Annotated in this window: 12 protein-coding genes and 1 pseudogene; 10 read left to right on the plus strand and 3 right to left on the minus strand. The window is 56.5% G+C overall.

Annotated elements, in window-relative coordinates:
* The first annotated feature begins 28 nt into the window (after positions 1-28).
* The 9 genes from MJ205_RS02290 to MJ205_RS02330 all read left to right on the plus strand — a co-directional run bounded on the left by MJ205_RS02290 (position 29) and on the right by MJ205_RS02330 (position 11,163).
* Positions 29-949 carry a DUF6963 family protein gene (locus MJ205_RS02290; protein WP_239811003.1) on the plus strand — a complete coding sequence of 307 codons (921 nt, stop codon included), beginning with the start codon at positions 29-31 and terminating at the stop codon, positions 947-949.
* Positions 942-1,592, plus strand: coding sequence for a TetR/AcrR family transcriptional regulator (locus tag MJ205_RS02295; RefSeq protein WP_239811004.1), 651 nt, complete (start codon positions 942-944; stop codon positions 1,590-1,592). The genes MJ205_RS02290 and MJ205_RS02295 overlap by 8 nt, the downstream gene beginning before the upstream one ends.
* Positions 1,589-3,253: a thiamine pyrophosphate-dependent enzyme gene (locus MJ205_RS02300; protein ID WP_239811005.1), complete on the plus strand. Its 1,665-nt coding sequence runs from the start codon at positions 1,589-1,591 to the stop codon at positions 3,251-3,253. Before MJ205_RS02295 ends, MJ205_RS02300 begins: the two co-directional genes overlap by 4 nt.
* A 3-nt stretch (positions 3,254-3,256) precedes the next feature.
* Complete coding sequence (locus MJ205_RS02305) at positions 3,257-4,501, plus strand: D-amino acid dehydrogenase (protein WP_239811006.1); 1,245 nt, start codon at positions 3,257-3,259, stop codon at positions 4,499-4,501.
* Positions 4,502-4,570: 69 nt separating this feature from the next.
* The gene (locus tag MJ205_RS02310; protein ID WP_239811007.1) at positions 4,571-6,163 is read left to right on the plus strand and encodes an ABC transporter substrate-binding protein; all 1,593 of its coding nucleotides are present in this window, start codon (positions 4,571-4,573) and stop codon (positions 6,161-6,163) included.
* Positions 6,164-6,170: 7 nt separating this feature from the next.
* Positions 6,171-7,112 (plus strand): ABC transporter permease, encoded by a 942-nt coding sequence (locus tag MJ205_RS02315; protein WP_239811008.1) that lies wholly within the window; start codon positions 6,171-6,173, stop codon positions 7,110-7,112.
* A 29-nt stretch (positions 7,113-7,141) separates the two neighbouring features.
* Entirely contained in the window at positions 7,142-8,041 is a 900-nt protein-coding gene (locus MJ205_RS02320) for an ABC transporter permease (protein WP_239811009.1), read from the plus strand.
* An 11-nt stretch (positions 8,042-8,052) separates the two neighbouring features.
* Positions 8,053-9,693 (plus strand): dipeptide ABC transporter ATP-binding protein, encoded by a 1,641-nt coding sequence (locus MJ205_RS02325; RefSeq protein ID WP_239811010.1) that lies wholly within the window; start codon positions 8,053-8,055, stop codon positions 9,691-9,693.
* Positions 9,694-9,714: 21 nt separating this feature from the next.
* Entirely contained in the window at positions 9,715-11,163 is a 1,449-nt protein-coding gene (locus MJ205_RS02330; RefSeq protein ID WP_239811011.1) for an N-acyl-D-amino-acid deacylase family protein, read from the plus strand.
* Positions 11,164-11,306: 143 nt separating this feature from the next.
* Here MJ205_RS02330 and MJ205_RS02335 read toward each other — a convergent pair.
* Positions 11,307-12,240 (minus strand): annotated as a pseudogene (locus MJ205_RS02335) (IS5 family transposase).
* Positions 12,241-12,420: 180 nt separating this feature from the next.
* On the minus strand, positions 12,421-13,677 hold the full coding sequence (locus MJ205_RS02340) for an FUSC family protein (RefSeq protein ID WP_342395174.1): 1,257 nt from the start codon (positions 13,675-13,677) through the stop codon (positions 12,421-12,423).
* Positions 13,678-14,103: 426 nt separating this feature from the next.
* Between MJ205_RS02340 and MJ205_RS02350 the strand changes: the two genes are divergently transcribed.
* Positions 14,104-14,445: a zinc ribbon domain-containing protein YjdM gene (locus MJ205_RS02350; protein WP_239812638.1), complete on the plus strand. Its 342-nt coding sequence runs from the start codon at positions 14,104-14,106 to the stop codon at positions 14,443-14,445.
* A gap of 430 nt (positions 14,446-14,875) precedes the next feature.
* On the opposite strand, the gene MJ205_RS02355 is transcribed toward MJ205_RS02350, so the two are convergent.
* Positions 14,876-16,441, minus strand: a complete 1,566-nt coding sequence (locus MJ205_RS02355) for an AAA family ATPase (protein WP_239811012.1) — start codon at positions 16,439-16,441, stop codon at positions 14,876-14,878.
* Positions 16,442-16,447: the final 6 nt, after the last annotated feature.

Here is a 16,447-nt window from a genome sequence, read left to right on the forward strand (position 1 = left end):
GTGACCACGTGGTCACATCGGAGGGGTGATGACTATCGGAATCGTTGCGAGTGGAACTGACGCAGGTGCCGCTGTCCTTGATGCGCTCCTGGCAGCTGAGCTGTTCGGGCGCGGGGCGATAGGCGGGTTCGCTGTGTTCGCGTATGTGGATGCTGACGGTGACGTGCAGTATCTGACTACGCAGCAGGGCGGTGTGAGTGCGCTGGGGCTCTGTGATGAGTGTTGGCGTGCTGAGGCAGCGGCCGTGATTTCCAGCGGCCCGAATCGGCCCGAGCCCTTAACTCAATTTCTTCCTGCATCGCCTGCTGTGGGGTTTGTGACCGGGCATCGGCTACCCAATTCAATGGGCGCAGAGGGCGTGCCATTGAACTGCTCAGTGTTGGATGAGATAGCGTTCGGTCAGGATCCCCAGAGTGCGGTGGACCGTGTTTTGCAACGCGCTGCGGAACTGGATGCCGGTCTGATCGCGATGGATCTACGCGGGCGAATTGGTTTGCGAAACAGCACGCGAGTATCGCGTCGGGATGATTTGGGTGTGTTTCAGTGCAGTGAATCCGGGCGCAGTCTCGCCTTCATGTTCAATTCGATTTATGGCGTGGGAGACCTGACTCAAGGCATCGCAGATATAGCCTGGAGCCGCCTGCTGGGCATGGAGAGTCGGGACGTGTTTGTGACGCTGAGTCGCGCTGTCAGTTTAGAGCCTGGTTCCCACGATGTTGTGCATATAAATGAGCACAACGAAATTGAGCGGCTGGAAACAGCAAATCCCCGGCTGCTGGATATGAATCGACGAACTACGGTGGTCTATCTGAGCGCCTCGGTCAAACGCGCTGATGTAGTGCTTGGCAAGGCGGTGACTGAACTGTATTTGAATGTTGAGGCCGGAACGGTCGTTCCGTCTCTACAGCGTGCTCAAAACATATTTGTGATGCGAACGGAACATGATTAAACGCTTGGAGACTCAAAAGGCCATTTTGAACGCGCTGGAGGAGCAGATTCGCGAAACCGGCATGGCAGGCGTTGGGGTCAACGCCATTGCCAAGCGCGCCGGCGTCAGCAAAGAGCTTATTTACCGCTATTTCAATGGCATGCCGGGACTGATGATGGCGTGGATGAGTGAGCAGGACTACTGGACCAGTCACTCCAAACATCTTGTGGAAGCAGAGTTTTCCACGCGCACGCCGGCGGATCTGATTTTGTCGATGTTGCGAGAGCAGATCGAAGCGCTCGGAGCTAATGAAACGCTTCGCGAAATCCGGCGTTGGGAATTGATGGAACGAAATGAGGTTACCGCCCAACTCGCGGACCGGCGTGAGCGCGCAGCGCGCGGCTTTATATCGCGGGTCGATGGCCTGGCCAATGGTGTCGATGTGCCTGCGCATGTCAGCATCATGCTGGCAGGGGTCCTGTATCTGATGCTGCGATCCAAAACGGAGAGCCACTTTCTGGGCGTGGAGCTGCGTACCAATGAGGGATGGGCGCGCATTTACGCGGCGCTTGAGGGCATTGTGGGGCAACTGCCGACTGATCTGAAGACCCATTCACTGGCGGAATTGGAAGCGGTCCGCGAACACAAGGATTCACAAGCATGAATAGTCGAGCGTCGGATGTGCTGGTTGACACGTTGATTCACCATGGCGTGGACCGTGTGTTTTGCGTGCCTGGAGAGAGCTATCTGGCCGTGCTGGATGCGCTGGTGAACAAGCCACAGGTGGACGTGGTGACTTGTCGCCACGAAGGAGGCGCAGGGTTCATGGCGATTGCCGATGCACGTGCGACGGGAAAACCGGGGGTGGCCTTCGTCAGCCGGGGGCCGGGTGCCATGAACGCGAGCATTGCGCTGCATTCCGCGCAGCAGGATGCCGTTCCCTTTGTATTATTCGTGGGACAGGTGGAGCGCGCTCATCGCGGCATGGGTGCGTTTCAGGAGGTGGATTACGCCAGCGTGTTCGGCAGTATCGCGAAGTGGGTTGTCGAAGTGCAGGATGCTGATCGGCTGGCCGAGTCTGTAGCGCGTGCATTTCATACGGCGTCGAGCGGTACGCCCGGGCCGGTCGTAGTCGCATTGCCTGAAGACATGCTGGACAATATGGTGGCGGGAGATGCCGCCATGCCCCTGGCTCGTGCACAGGGCGGCGCGTCTGGCGAGCAGCTTGCGCGAGTGCGCCAACAACTGGTGGCAGCGCAGCGCCCGTTGGTGATTGCGGGCGGGCTTCTCAAGGGCGCTGCTGGAGAGGCGGCGCTAATGGCGTTTGCCGAAGCCTACGGCGTACCGGTGGTGGCTTCCGTACGACATGCGGATCTATTGCCCAATCAACACCCTTTGTACGCGGGGCATCTGGCCTATGGTGCGCCCAGGGCACTCACGCAAGCGTTGGAGCAAGCCGACTTCGTGCTGGCGGTAGGCACCCGCCTGGGCGACGTGACAACGCAGGGATATCATTTTCCCGCGGCTCCCGTTACTGAGCAACCAGTTGTACAGGTATGGCCCGATGCAGCGGTTGTCGGAAATGTGCGTGGGTTGGCCATGGGGCTGACTGCCGAACCGGAGGCTTTTTTGCGTGACCTCGCCAAGCTGGCAACCCACGAGGTCTCCGAGCGCACGCAAACATGGGCAGAGCGTCTGCATTCGTTGCAATCGGATTTGCAGCGCTGGGATGGTCCGCTTGATGCTGAAGACGGTGTGATCTTCGGGGCCATGGTTCAGCAGGCTGATCAGCGATTGCCTGACGATGCCATCATCACGATAGATGCTGGCAACTTCGGCGGCTGGGTGCAGCGGATCATGCGGTTTGGTTGTGGTCGCAGGATGATTGCGCCATCTTCGGGAGCCATGGGTTATGGCGTACCTGCTGCCGTTGCCATGAGTCTTCGTTATCCCGATCGCAAGGTGGTTTGCTTTGTAGGCGATGGCGGTTTTCTCATGACAGGCAATGAGCTTGCTACGGCGATCCAAAAGGGTGCTTGTCCCATCATCATTGTCTCTGACAATGCAGCTTACGGCACCATCCGCATGCACCAGGAAAAGCACTTTCCGCATCGGGAGAGTGCGACCGCTCTGCGCAATCCGAACTTTGCGGGACTCGCTCGTGAGTTCGGTGCACTGGGCCTGTCTGTGCAGCATAGTTCCGAGATTCCATCAGTGCTTGCGCAGGCTCTGGCCGCAGACGGGCCGGTGGTGATCAACGTTTGCACCAGTCTCACGCAAATCTCCGTGGGTGCCTCCATTGATCAGCTGCGCAAAGGTGCTTGAACCATGAAGGTCCTGGTCATCGGTTCGGGTATCGTGGGGCTGAGTACCGCATACGCGCTGGCCCGCGAGGGTCATGATGTGAGTGTGGTGGATGGTGCGGCAGCTCCAGGCTCCGCGACCAGCTTCGCCAACGGTGCGCAGCTTAGCTACAACTTCGTTGCGCCATTGGCAGACCCGGAGGTGCTGGGCAAGCTGCCGCAGTGGTTGACCTCCGCAGATTCGCCACTTCGTTTGATGCTTACGCTCGATCCTGCCTTGGTGCGTTGGTCACTGCATTTTCTGCAAGCGTGTCGACGAAGTGTTGCGTTGCAAACCACACAGGAATTATTGCTTCTGGGTTTGCACAGTCGGCTGTTGATGCATGAGATGCAAGAGCGCGAAGCCTTTGATTTTGACTTTGAATCCAAAGGCAAATTGCTTGTGTATCAGAACGAGCAGGCTTTGGCTGGCGCGCGTGCGCAGATGGGCAAGCAAGCCGGTCTGGGTTGTGAGCAACGCGAGCTGTCTGCCGCTCAGTGTCTGACCTTGGAGCCGGCACTTGAGGATATTTCTGCGCGTGTCGTTGGTGGTGTCTTCACACCCAGTGAGGACTCCGGTGATTGTCATGCCTTGTGCATGGAACTGCATAGGGCCCTGTCCACGCGCTACGGTGTGGGCTTTCATTTCAACACGGCGGTTGAGGGGTTCAGGACAGAGGCGGGCCGGATAGCGGCCGCGTTGACGTCCGAAGGTGATCTACAGGCAGATGCTTATGTGGTCGCCAACGGCACGGGGGCACAGAAATTGCTTTCCGACTTGGGAATGAATCCGCTGATTTATCCCCTCAAGGGCTATAGCCTGACCTATACCCTGACACCTCAAAGCCGTGCACCGCAACTGAGCGTCAGTGACGTGCATAACAAGGTGGTCTATGCCCGATTAGGCAATCGCCTCAGAGTGGCGGGCATGGTTGACATAGGGGACCGATCCACCATCTTGGTACCGCAGCGCTTGTCTTTGCTGAAGTCTCAAGTGCAGGACTACCTGCCGCGCCTGAATGCGGCGGAACCCCCGCTGGAATGGGCGGGACTGAGGCCTGCAAGACCTGACAGCAAGCCTTTGATAGGCAAGACCCGGTTGCGCAATCTGTGGATCAACGGCGGGCATGGTGCATTGGGTTTCACCCTGGCCGCTGCGAGTGCAGCGGTGTTGGTCGACCGAATCGCGGGTAGGCAATCTGCCGTACCTCCGGCGATGTTTCAGTTGTAGCCTGGGTCACTCGATCCGAAGTTTCCGGCAGGGCAGTCGGTTGTCTTAGTTGGTGAAGAAGGGGCAGTCATGCAAAGCAAATCAAGAACCTTGGCAAGCAGTATTTATCTTGCAGCCGGGTTGTCGTTTTCAGGATTCATTCCGATGCAGGCGCATGCGGAGGTTAAGCTTACCGCGGTGATGCAGTCTGGTCTTCGGGTGCTCGATCCTGAATTGACCACAGCCTTCCTGACCCGCGACCATGCGTACATGATCTATGACACCTTGTTGGGAGTGGACAGCCAGTTCAAGGTGCAGCCCCAAATGGCGAGCTGGACGGTGAGCAGCGACCAGAAAAGCTATACGTTCACGCTGCGCAGCGACCTCAAGTGGCATGACGGAAAGCCCGTGACCGCTGAAGACTGCATTGCATCCATTAATCGCTGGGGCTCAGTGGATGTGACTGGCCAGGTGTTGATGAGCATGGTGCAAAGCATCAAGGCGGTAGATGACAAGTCATTCAAGGTGGAGCTCAAGCAGCCTACCACTTTGCTGCTGGATGGACTCGCCAAGATCAGTTCACGCCCCGCATTCATGATGCCCAAGCGTATCGCTGACACCCCTGCGACGGTCGCCATCACCGAGTTCATTGGGTCAGGGCCCTTCAAGTTTGCGACATCCGAGTTCAAACCCGGTCTGAAGGCGGTCTACCTCAAGAACACCGACTATGTACCGCGCGCAGAGCCTGCGAGCTGGACTGCTGGCGGCAAGGTTGTCAATGTGGATCGCGTGGAATGGGTCACCATGCCGGATCAGATGACCGCCGTAAACGCATTGCAGAACGGAGAAGTGGATTTCATTCAGCAAGTGCCATTTGACCTATTGCCGATGGTGGAGAACAAACCCGGATTACAGGTTAAGGTGATAGACAAGCTTGGTAGCTGGACCTATTTCCGAATGAACCACCTGCATGCTCCTTTTGATAATAAGTTGGTGCGTCAGGCAGCCATTGCAGCGGTGAGCCAAGAGGATGTGCTCAAGGCGCTGGTAGGCAATCCCAAGTACTACAAGACTTGCGCGGCGGTGATGGGTTGCGGCAATCCGAACGGAGATAACTATGGTGCTGATTGGGTGATCCCTGGACGTATCGACAAAGCCAAAGAATTGTTGAAAGCGGCCAACTACGACGGAACGCCTGTGGTCATCCTGCAGCCAACTGACATTGCCATGTTGTCTGCGCAGCCGGTGGTTGTGGGGGCAGCTTTGCGTAAAGCGGGCTTCAATGTCAAGATGAAGACCATGGATTGGCAGACGGTCGTCACCCAACAAGGCAATCGAAAATCCCCCAATGACGGTGGCTGGAACATCTTTTCGACCTACAGCATTCTTGCGACCAGTGGTGACCCGTTCAATAACACGACGATCGCCTCCAATGGTGAGAAGGCCTGGGCGGGTTGGCCCAATGTGCCGGAGATAGAGGCACTGCGCATGAAATATGCCCAAGTGACCGATGCGGCTGAACGCAAGCAATTGGCAGAGCAGATTCAGAAGCTGGCCATTGATGAGGGGATTGTTGCGCCGTTGGGGCAATTCCAGATTCCAGCTGCCTTTAGCAGCAAAGTCACCGATATAGTGGAAGCTCCAGTCACTCTGTATTGGGGACTGAAGAAAGCACAGAAGTAAGGCAATCATGTTGGCTTACCTGCTACGCCGAATCGTTGCCACCATTCCCGTGATCCTGATGGTGGCGGTGGTCGTGTTCTCACTGCTGCGCCTCACCCCTGGTGACCCGGCTGCTATCCTGGCCGGGGATGACGCCAGCGAGGAGCAACTCTCAAAAATCCGAGTCAACATGGGGCTGGACAAACCCATCCATGTTCAGTTCGCTGTGTGGATCATGCAATTGCTGCGGGGCAATTTTGGGGAGTCATTGTTGTCGGGCACTTCGGTGAGCTCCATGATCGCTGATCGGGTGGGGCCTACCGCTATGTTGGCCCTGTTCACGATCGTACTGACCCTGGTGGTGGCCATTCCCTTGGGTACGTTCGCTGCGGCCAAGCGTGGCAAGTGGATTGACCGGATGGTGATGACGGTCTCGGTGCTCGGCTTTTCGCTCCCGTCGTTCGTGATCGGCTATATGCTGATTTACTTCTTTGCGCTCAAGCTGGGATGGTTTCCGGTGCAGGGCTTTGCGCCTGAAGGCTCGGGTATCGCAAAGACCTTGCAACATCTACTGTTGCCTGCCATCGCGCTCAGTGGCTTGTACATTGCGCTTGTAGCACGCATCACGCGCAGCAGTCTGGTTGAAGTAATGGGTGAAGACTTCATTCGTACCGAGCGTGCCAAGGGTGCGAAAGAAAGCTCCATTCTGCTCAGACAGGGTTTGCGCAATGCGGCTGTGCCCATCGTCACTGTCGTGGGTATTGGCGTTGCGTCGCTGATCACGGGCGTGGTGGTGACGGAGTCCGTCTTCAATCTGCCGGGCCTGGGTCGCCTGGTCGTTGAAGCGGTGCTGGCGCGGGACTATCCGGTCATTCAAGGGGTGACGCTGTTTTTCTCTTTCGTCTACATCCTGATCAATCTCGCAGTAGACGTGCTCTATACCGTATTCGATCCGCGCATTCGCTACTGATTTCGCGCGTCACAACTTGAGGTTACAACATGACGGCAGAGACAAATTCCCTGCAGGAATCCGTTCGCACCGAGCCGCCTCGCAATCCACAAGGTTTGTGGTGGGAACGCTGGAAGCGAGAGCTGCGCAGTATTCCAGTGGCAATCGCCGCAGTGGTCTTCCTGTTGGTAGTGTGCATAGGCGTGTTCTCGCCGATGCTCATTCAGATAGATCCGGTGGAGATTGATCCATCCGCCAGACTCGCGAGCCCTTCTGCGGCGCATTGGCTTGGAACGGACAGCTTTGGCCGCGACACGTTTGCCCGGCTGTTCTATGGTGCACGTGTGTCTTTGATCATTGGCGCAGGTGCGACCTTGGCCAGTGCACTGGTCGGTATGCTGATCGGCGTGGTCGCAGGGTACTTCCGCAGTGCGGATGCCGTCATCATGCGGGTGATGGACGGCATCATGGCCATTCCAAGCATTCTGCTGGCCATTGCCCTGGTGTCGCTCACGGGTGGAACGCTCTGGACGGTGCTGATTGCCATCATCATCCCGGAGATCCCCCGGGTGGTGCGGCTGGTGCGGGGTGTCATTCTCAGCGTGCGTGACGAGGCCTATGTGGAGGCCGCCGTCTCCATGGGCACCCGCACACCGCGCCTGTTGTGGCGGCACATGGTGCCCAGTACGCTGGCTCCGCTGGTGGTGCAAGGCACATTCATTTTCGCCTCGGCCATCCTGACGGAGGCGACCCTGAGCTTTCTGGGTGCGGGCCTGCCCAACGAAATTCCATCCTGGGGCAACATGATGGCTGACGGGCGCATGTACTTTCAGCTCAAGCCGGATTTGGTCATGTTTCCGGGCCTGATGCTGGCCGTGACGTTGTTGTCGGTGAATGTGCTTGGTGACGTGTTCCGCGATGTCCTGGACCCACGTCTGGCTGCGAAGTGAGGAGATGAGTCGTGATTGAATCCAATAAATCAGCAGCGGCCCCGGTGTTGCAGGTGAACGATCTCTTCATCCAGACCGTGGGAGTGGAGCCCAGACAACTGGTGCGTTCAGTGAGTTTCAGCATTCATCCTGGCGAGACTTTGTGCATTGTCGGCGAATCTGGGTCTGGCAAATCGCTGACCTCGTTCGCCATCATGGGACTGTTGCCGCCGGATAGCCTGCGTTGCAGTGGTGGCGGCATTCTTCTTGAGGGGGAAGATGTTGTGCAGGCTACACCAGCGCGCTTGCGGGAACTCAGAGCCACGCGCATGTCCATGGTGTTTCAGGAGCCGATGACGGCGCTAAACCCGGTAGAGACGGTGGGGCGGCAGATTGAATCGGTGCTGCGGCTGCATACGCCGCTGCACGGTGCGGCCCGCCGCGCGCGCGTATTGGCGATGATGGCGGATGTGCATCTGCCTGAACCTGAGCGGATCTACGACTCGTACCCGCATCAGCTATCCGGTGGTCAGCGACAGCGCGTGGTGATATGCCTTGCGCTAATTCTCAAGCCGCGTTTGCTGATCGCAGATGAGCCAACGACGGCATTGGATGTGACCACGCAGAAGCAGATTCTCGCCTTGATCCGCGAGTTGCAGTTGAAGAACGATACAGCCGTGCTTTTCATCACGCACGACTTTGGCGTGGTGGCCGAAATCGCAGATCGCGTAGTGGTCATGAAAACCGGGCAGATCGTGGAATCCGGCACGCGCGAGCAGATATTGGCCCATCCAAAGAAGGACTACACACGCATGCTGGTGTCATCGGTTCCGAGTCTGGTGCCGCCTGCGCGTGCGCGAAATGAAGAGAAGGTGGTGTTGCTGGTTGCGGGGCTGTGCAAGCGGTATGACTCGAAAAAGCTCTTCAAGCGTCGCACTGTGTTGGCTGCGGATGATGTGAATCTGCAAGTGCGTCGTGGAGAAATATTGGGTGTAGTGGGGGAGTCAGGCTCTGGCAAGTCCACGCTGGCGCGGTGTATCGCTCGGCTTCAGGAGCCGAGTGCGGGCACTATCCAGGTTCACAACGAAGATATTGCTGCGAAAAAGGGAGAGCCCTTGCGGCAGTCACGCCGTCACATTCAGATGGTGTTCCAGGACCCCTATCGTTCGCTGAACCCGAGGGTGCGCGTGGGTGACTCTCTCATTGAAGGCGTGACCAATTTTGGCATGTCCAAGGCCCAGGCACTGGGCAAGGCGCAAAAGCTGCTGGAACTGGTGGGCCTGAATGGTGCTGCCATGTCACGCTACCCACACCAGTTTTCAGGCGGTCAGCGCCAGCGCATCTGCATAGCGCGCGCGCTGATGCTGGAGCCCGATCTGTTGATTGCCGATGAGGCAGTTTCCGCTCTCGACGTGTCTGTACAGGCCCAGGTGCTGAGGCTGCTGGATGATGTGCGTGCCACCACGGGCATCGCCGTGCTGTTTGTGACACATGACCTGCGCGTTGCAGCACAGATCTGCGACAACATCATCGTCATGAAGCAGGGAAGGGTGGTGGAAAACGGCCCCGCGCATCAAGTGCTTACCGCACCGAGTGATGACTACACGCGGGCGCTGTTGGATGCGGCTCCGGGGCGTCACTGGGATTTCCAGAACTTCCGTTCATTGCATTGAGTCACTTCTCTGGAGAAACATATGTCAGTCACTTTCGACCTTGTGATTCGCGACGTGGATGTTGTGGATGGAAGTGGTGCGCCGCGATTTCGGGCGGATGTTGCCGTAGATGGGGCGCACATTGCGCGCATTGGAGATCTGGCGGGGGTGTCGGGGCGTGAAGAAGTCCGCGCTGCAGGTTTTTGCCTTGCGCCGGGGTTCATTGACACGCACACCCACGATGATCGTGTGCTGCTATCCCATGGCGAGATGATGCCCAAGGTGAGCCAGGGGGTGACAACCGTTATCGGCGGCAACTGCGGCATATCACTGGCACCGATGCCTCGGCCTCAGTCGGTGCCCGTACCACCACTGGACCTGCTGGATGCTGAAGGAACTTGGTATCGCTACAAGCGGTTTACGGAGTATTTCAGTGCGCTGCGCAGCCAGCCCGCGGCGACGAATTGTGCCATGCTGGTCGGACACACGACCTTGCGTGTGATTGAAATGGACGACGTAAACAGACCCGCATCGGCTGCCGAAATTTCCCGTATGCAAAGTCACGTGGAAGAAGCCATGGAGGCGGGAGCCATTGGCGCTTCAACGGGGCTTGCGTATGCGCCGGCGGCGTGCGCAACCACCGAGGAGGTGATTGAAGTCTGTCGTCCATTGACCTTGCACCAAGGCTTGTATTGCACACACATGAGGGATGAGGGCGACACGGTGATGGAGTCACTGGAGGAATCATTCCTTATCGGTCGCGCTCTTCAGGTTCCCGTACTGATCTCGCATCACAAGGTCGTGGGTCAGGCAAATTTTGGACGCTCGGAGGAAACGCTACAGCTCATTGCCGAGCAAATGCAAAAGCAGCCTGTCTGTCTGGATTGCTATCCCTATGAAGCATCGTCCACCATACTGACCCTGAAGCTGCTCAATGCCTCCAAGCGTACCGTGGTGACCTGGTCCCGTTCGCTGCCGGAGTTCGCGGGAAGAGACCTTGATGATGTGGCGAGTGTGTTGGGGTGTAGCAGGGAAGAGGCCGTCACCAGGCTCCAACCCGCGGGAGCTGTCTATTTCCGCATGGAAGACCGTGACGTGAACCGTATTCTCAAGTTTGAGGAGACCATGATCGGCTCTGACGGTTTGCCGCACGACGAAGTGCCGCATCCGCGCCTTTGGGGCACGTTCCCGCGTGTACTTGGACATTACAGCCGGGACATGGGGCTGTTTCCATTGGAGAAAGCAGTACACAAGATGACCGGCTTGAGCGCGACGCGCTTCGGTCTGGCTGGCCGCGGTTTTTTGCGCGAGGGGTATGCGGCAGACATGGTACTCTTCAATCCGCTGACGGTGGCTGACCAGGCAACGTTCGAGCACCCCATGCGACCAGCGATGGGAATCAACACGGTATGGACCAATGGAGCGCCAGTATGGCGAAATTCGAGCACAACAGGCAAGCGGCCTGGTCATCTGCTTCGTCGTACGGCCTGAGTCGGCGTTGTTGCACTACAGGGAGTTCCCATGAATGCAAGCACTGGCCGGAATTCTTTTGACAAACAAGCATGTCCGATTGGTCAAGACGGCGTTGTTGCATAAATCGGCCATAGGCCGAGGTATCCCCGGCCCCAGAGCATTTATGCAGCAGCGACCGTCAGGGGCGTGCCCAGCGCGGTAAATTGATTGAGGATAGATGCACGGATATTGAGCTCGGCGACCTGCCGCTCAAACGTCCTGGCCATCACTTTCTCGCCCAGGCGCTTGAAGCAATTCATCTTGGTCTCCACCAGTGACCTTCGGTGGTATCCACTCCAGCGTTTCCAGATAGCCCGCCCCAACTGCCTGCACGCCTTGACTGCCTCATTGCGATGAGCAAACGCTAGGCCTTTGCGTAGCTTCGCTCCTTTGCGCGGCGGGATGACGGGTATGGCTCCCCGCAGGTAGCAGGCCTCATGTACATCTTTGGTGTCATAGGCCCCATCACCGGTAAAGCTGACTACCTGTTCATGGCTGGGGATTTGGTCCAGCAGGACAGCGGCCATGGGCGAGTCGCCCACTTCATTGGTGGTCACAGCAATGGCCCGAATCTGCATTGTCTGGGCATCAATACCCAGATGCACCTTGCGCCACTGGCGGCGGCGCTCTGCGCCGTGCTTCTTGGTCTTTCACTCACCTTCGCCCAGGAACTTGATGCCCGTGGAGTCAGCCAGCATATGCAAGCCCTTGGTGCTTGCCTTGTAGTGAACTTGCACCTCCAAGCTCTTTTGCCTGCGGCACACGGTGCTGTAGTCGGGAGCGCTCCATGGCAGGCCCGCCATACGCAATAGAGACTGCACCAGGCCCAGCGTCTGGCGCAAGGGCTGGCCAAACAAGCATTTTGTTGGTCAGGCAAAACTGGATGGCCGCATCTGAGAACTTCTGGCAACGACCACGCTTGCCTGTGGGCGGGGCCAGCCACTGCATGTCCCTATCGAGCCAGATGGTCAGGTCCCCACGCGCCTTCAACGCTGCGTTGTACGCCTTCCAGTTCGTTGTGCGGTATTTGTCCCGACCCCAGCTCGTCTCTCTCATCTCCCTAGCCTACCGCAGCTCAGGCCTGGATTTGTGCAACAACGCCGTATCGAACAGTCGAATTGATTATTGGAATTTAAGGCTGACTCCGATGGTCATGCGTGGCTAAACGGAGTTGATTTTGCTTTTCCTCTTTGTTTATTATTTATTTTACTGAAAGGTGTTCAATTGAAGAGGCTTTTATTTGTCGCGTGAGGCGATAAGTGCGCGGATTGATTGCTCAAGTTGATAAGCGTTGTTGCTAACTTGAGTCCATTCGGTCGGATCGCTATTGTGCATGGCAATCATTTCTTTCAGCTTTAGTGGTAGCTTTGGAATAGTTGCTAAAGGAGTGCGTGTGCTTAGAGCGACTATTGAAGGATTATTTGCTAGTTGATTGCAGCAATCAACTATCCAGCGGGTATATCCAGCAACAAATTCTGGGGGAGGGCTATGCATGTGAGAAGTGGCTCTGCTCATGCTTTCCGCAAGAAGTAAAGATGTTGCATATACTCTTAGCGCATGGCGGTCATACCGACGACAGACAAATGCCAATCTACTATTTATAAGTCTACCTCTCACTGACCAGCGCCGCGAAGACTCTGCTTCATTGACTGCCGCTCGAAGAGCAGAGAGAGAGTCGGAAGCTATTGCTAATTGACCCATTGCATTCTCTGTAGCTTTCGCATCCATTGTCTCACAGGACTTTACGACAAGATCAAGGCCATTTGATATCTGCTTCAGAAATACTTTAGAGGCTCGCTCCATATCCTTTAGAGGATCTGATGTAAACAATACTTGACTGAATAACAATCCGACTGATGCGCCCATTAATACGTCTAGCATGCGTGTTCCTCCAGCGCTGGATGGGCCCATTGCCAACACTAATATCATAGAGACGCCTGACTGTATTGGTACCATAGGTACCGGCCCGATTGCGGAGCCTAGCAGAACTGAAGTAAAGATGCCAATGGCGAGTCTTGCCAGTGGATGCGCATCCGGAATTTGCCAGAGTAGTTCACCCAAAGCTATTCCGAGCGTACAACCTATTAGTAGATTAGTTGTTTGTTTAAGGTGACTCGGAACGCCAGGCGCAAGACATACTACAGCTGTAACAACAGCAAACGTAGGGTGTTGATGACCAAAAATTTGCTGTGACAGATACCATGATAAAGCGCAAGCCATGGAGGCTGCGAGTGCATCTCTACTAGCCAGCCTACTTCGAGCGGGCAATGTCGTCATAGTCCTTAGTAGCCATTGACGTATTAGAAATTTATTTTGCAAAAATCTTCCTTTGTGCCAGTGGCATTTGGGTAACATAGTACTATGTGGGGGTAAATATCTATGGCAAATCAATGCTGTGATAGTATTGCCTGATAGGTATCTCATTTGGATGTAATCAACCGACTGGTTTGCACTTCTGGGTAAGTCTGCACGTTCAGGCTTCCGAAATAACATACATCCCGTCGGGCTGTGGACGGGTATGAGATCGAAGTTTTCACTCCCGGAGTGCTAGTTCATTTCGCTAATGTTAGCCTCTCTGAGCCTCGGCATCCGAGGTGGTACCTAGGCAATTTTCTCGGGTGTTCGGACCATCGGGGTAGCGGCTAAGTGTCGCGCGCTGTGCTTTGGTACCTCACCGTGCATCTTCGGGGCTACCGCGGTTTGATGGTTCCCGAGGTTGAACTCCAATGTCGGCCCTGGCGCATCTGTCCTAGCTATGTTTTGCGTCCTGCAGCTGGTCTATTCCGTGACTATAAGGGTCATGGCCGCATGTCCATTAGCATGCCTTACGTCCAGGAGGCATTCAGATGGGTAGGTCGATTGCCTGTAGAGGCGCAACTACAATACGGGGCTCATAGCTCATAAAAATTCATAATGTCAATCCAACTAGTTCCACCATGCCCCAAGTGCAATTCTGAATTCGTTTACGCCGCTGATGATCTGCTAATCTGTCCTGAGTGCGCTCATGAATGGTCAGAAGATATTGATCAAGAAACTGAAGATGCTCCTACAGTCATCAAGGATGCGGTTGGCAACATCCTGCAAGATGGAGATTGCGTAACTGTCATCAAAGATCTGAAGATCAAAGGATCTTCTCAGGTGGTGAAAGTTGGAACCAAAGTTCGTAATATCCGGCTCATTGGAGGAGATCATGATATTGATTGTCGGATCGATGGGATCGGTAGCATGCAACTCAAGTCTACATTTGTGAAAAAGGCTTGAGCCCGGGCTAACTATAGGTGGATGTATTGCACCGCCCTTTATGGGCACAGCCTGGACTCATTTTTCTCGGCTTTAAGTTCCGCTGGCGGGTCTGCTGGGTGCCTGGACTATGGGGGTAGCGGCTAGGTTTTCCGCGCCTCGCTTCGATATCCCTCTGCTCAACTTCGAGGCTATCGCGGCCTGACGGACCGCCATTTGGGCTTTGGTCTCGCAGGCCAGACCGATTCCTCGACTGCCTAGCATCCAGATCTTCACCGCGCGAGATGCATCTGCCTGGTCTGCCACTTGACTCCCCCGACTCCCCGTCCCCCTCTCCCCCTTTAGGGGAGGGGGACTGGGGAGGGGGACTGGGGAGTGGGGGGCGTTTGAGCGAGGCTGCCCGCCGAGATTCTTGGATGGTGTACAGTCGATTGCCACTGAGCGTTTGGAGTTACGACGACAGGCGTACCATGCCCTCATCCCGGACGAGAACTCCTGTTGCCAGCATGGACTGGATTGCCTCGCGGACGTTCTTTGCGCGGTGGTTGCTCGCGTAGCCCTCTGCCCCGCTATCGTGCATCTCCTTGAAGGCTTGCGCGACCACCTTGCTGACGACCTCCTCGGTCGCCTCGCCCGGAGTTGGTTGCTCACTTTCATTCGCATCAATGGGGCGCAGATGCTGGCGGATGGCCTTCAGGGCAAGATCTGTTCGCTCTTGAGCCTTGGATTTAGGGCCTGCGAATGCCGCGATCGTGTTCGCTTGCGTGTCATTGCACTCCCGCACATGCCGCACGACGATGGATTGAAGTGGCTGGGGCTCGTGCGCCGGTTGGAACTCGATGGGCTCGATCTGGAACCATCCCTTTGTGTGGTTGCCATCGCGCCCCTTATCAAGACGCCAGTAGCGACCCTCGCCGCTGTTGCCTACTTCGATAGACACGTCAGGATTAGCGTGCAGGGCATATGCTCCTCGCGCACCACGACGAGGATCGTTTCCCGAATGATGAACGAGCAGTACCGCAGCCCCAGTCATACGGGTCAGGCGCTGTATGTTAGCAATCATGCCTGCCATCGCTGAATTGCTGTTTTCCTCCGCAGTCCCGGCAAGTGAGGCTGACAGGGTATCAATCACAATGAACTTGGCCTGGTGCTTCAAGGCCGTCACTGCCAATGCGTTGACGTCAGCCGTACTCCCAACATTGCAGGCATCAAAGATGTAGCGAATGCCCTTTTGATGAACACCACCGCGGTCATGCTCAAGAGCTTGGACGCGTGTGCGCAGCCCCAGTTGCCCCTCCAATGCAACATAGATCACGTTGGTCTGGGTGACCGGGTGGCCAGCCCAGTCAGAGCCGTTGGCTACCGCCGCTACCATGTCCAGCAGTAATGCAGTCTTGCCTGCTTGAGACTCTCCCCACAAGATAATGACCTCCCCGCCGTGGAAGACGTCACGCACCAGCCATCCGAGACGCGGCATGTGCTCAAAATCTTCAGAGGTATGCGTTGGCAGCGTTCGCAACACCTCTACTGGAGGTGGAAGCGTGGGGTCGGGCAGGCGCGGCTCTTGCTTGGCGGCGAGACCTACGTCATCCGGGCTGTCAGTGGACGATGCGAGGACACTAGGCTCCATACGGATGGTGTCTTCCGCAACCTTTGTCGGCCAGCCATGTGTCGGCTTCGGGTATGCCATATGGATCACTGCAAATGGGGCAACCTCTTGCTCTTTGCCAAGGCGCTGCCAATGAACATGCGCGGTTTGGACCTGCGCTGCTCCGGAGCTGGTTGAGATGTCGCAGTTAGCAGTGATCCTGGTTTCGCCTGGCTCGGCCTCAGTTTGGTCGAGCATTTCAGCAACTGTTGAGGGCGTGCTCCGGGCGCCTGCGTGGGTAGGGGACTTGTGAGCGGGTGCCCGCTCGTTTGCCTCCTCCTCTTGTCGGATGGCAAGGAACCTGAATGCTGCGGCTTGGAGGCGACCCATTTCCGGATCTTTGCGGGTGTTGTTGTGTGTATTCGTCATAATTAG

This window comes from Comamonas sp. B21-038, from assembly GCF_022387135.1.
Classification (GTDB): domain Bacteria; phylum Pseudomonadota; class Gammaproteobacteria; order Burkholderiales; family Burkholderiaceae_C; genus Comamonas; species Comamonas sediminis.

Coding starts and splice junctions, on each gene's coding strand:
- MJ205_RS02355 (WP_239811012.1), bottom strand. CDS start 16,441: ATGACGAATACACACAACAACACCCGCAAAGATCCGGAAATGGGTCGC.
- MJ205_RS02310 (WP_239811007.1), top strand. CDS start 4,571: ATGCAAAGCAAATCAAGAACCTTGGCAAGCAGTATTTATCTTGCAGCC.
- MJ205_RS02340 (WP_342395174.1), bottom strand. CDS start 13,677: ATGTTATTTCGGAAGCCTGAACGTGCAGACTTACCCAGAAGTGCAAAC.
- MJ205_RS02315 (WP_239811008.1), top strand. CDS start 6,171: ATGTTGGCTTACCTGCTACGCCGAATCGTTGCCACCATTCCCGTGATC.
- MJ205_RS02330 (WP_239811011.1), top strand. CDS start 9,715: ATGTCAGTCACTTTCGACCTTGTGATTCGCGACGTGGATGTTGTGGAT.
- MJ205_RS02305 (WP_239811006.1), top strand. CDS start 3,257: ATGAAGGTCCTGGTCATCGGTTCGGGTATCGTGGGGCTGAGTACCGCA.
- MJ205_RS02300 (WP_239811005.1), top strand. CDS start 1,589: ATGAATAGTCGAGCGTCGGATGTGCTGGTTGACACGTTGATTCACCAT.
- MJ205_RS02320 (WP_239811009.1), top strand. CDS start 7,142: ATGACGGCAGAGACAAATTCCCTGCAGGAATCCGTTCGCACCGAGCCG.
- MJ205_RS02290 (WP_239811003.1), top strand. CDS start 29: ATGACTATCGGAATCGTTGCGAGTGGAACTGACGCAGGTGCCGCTGTC.
- MJ205_RS02295 (WP_239811004.1), top strand. CDS start 942: ATGATTAAACGCTTGGAGACTCAAAAGGCCATTTTGAACGCGCTGGAG.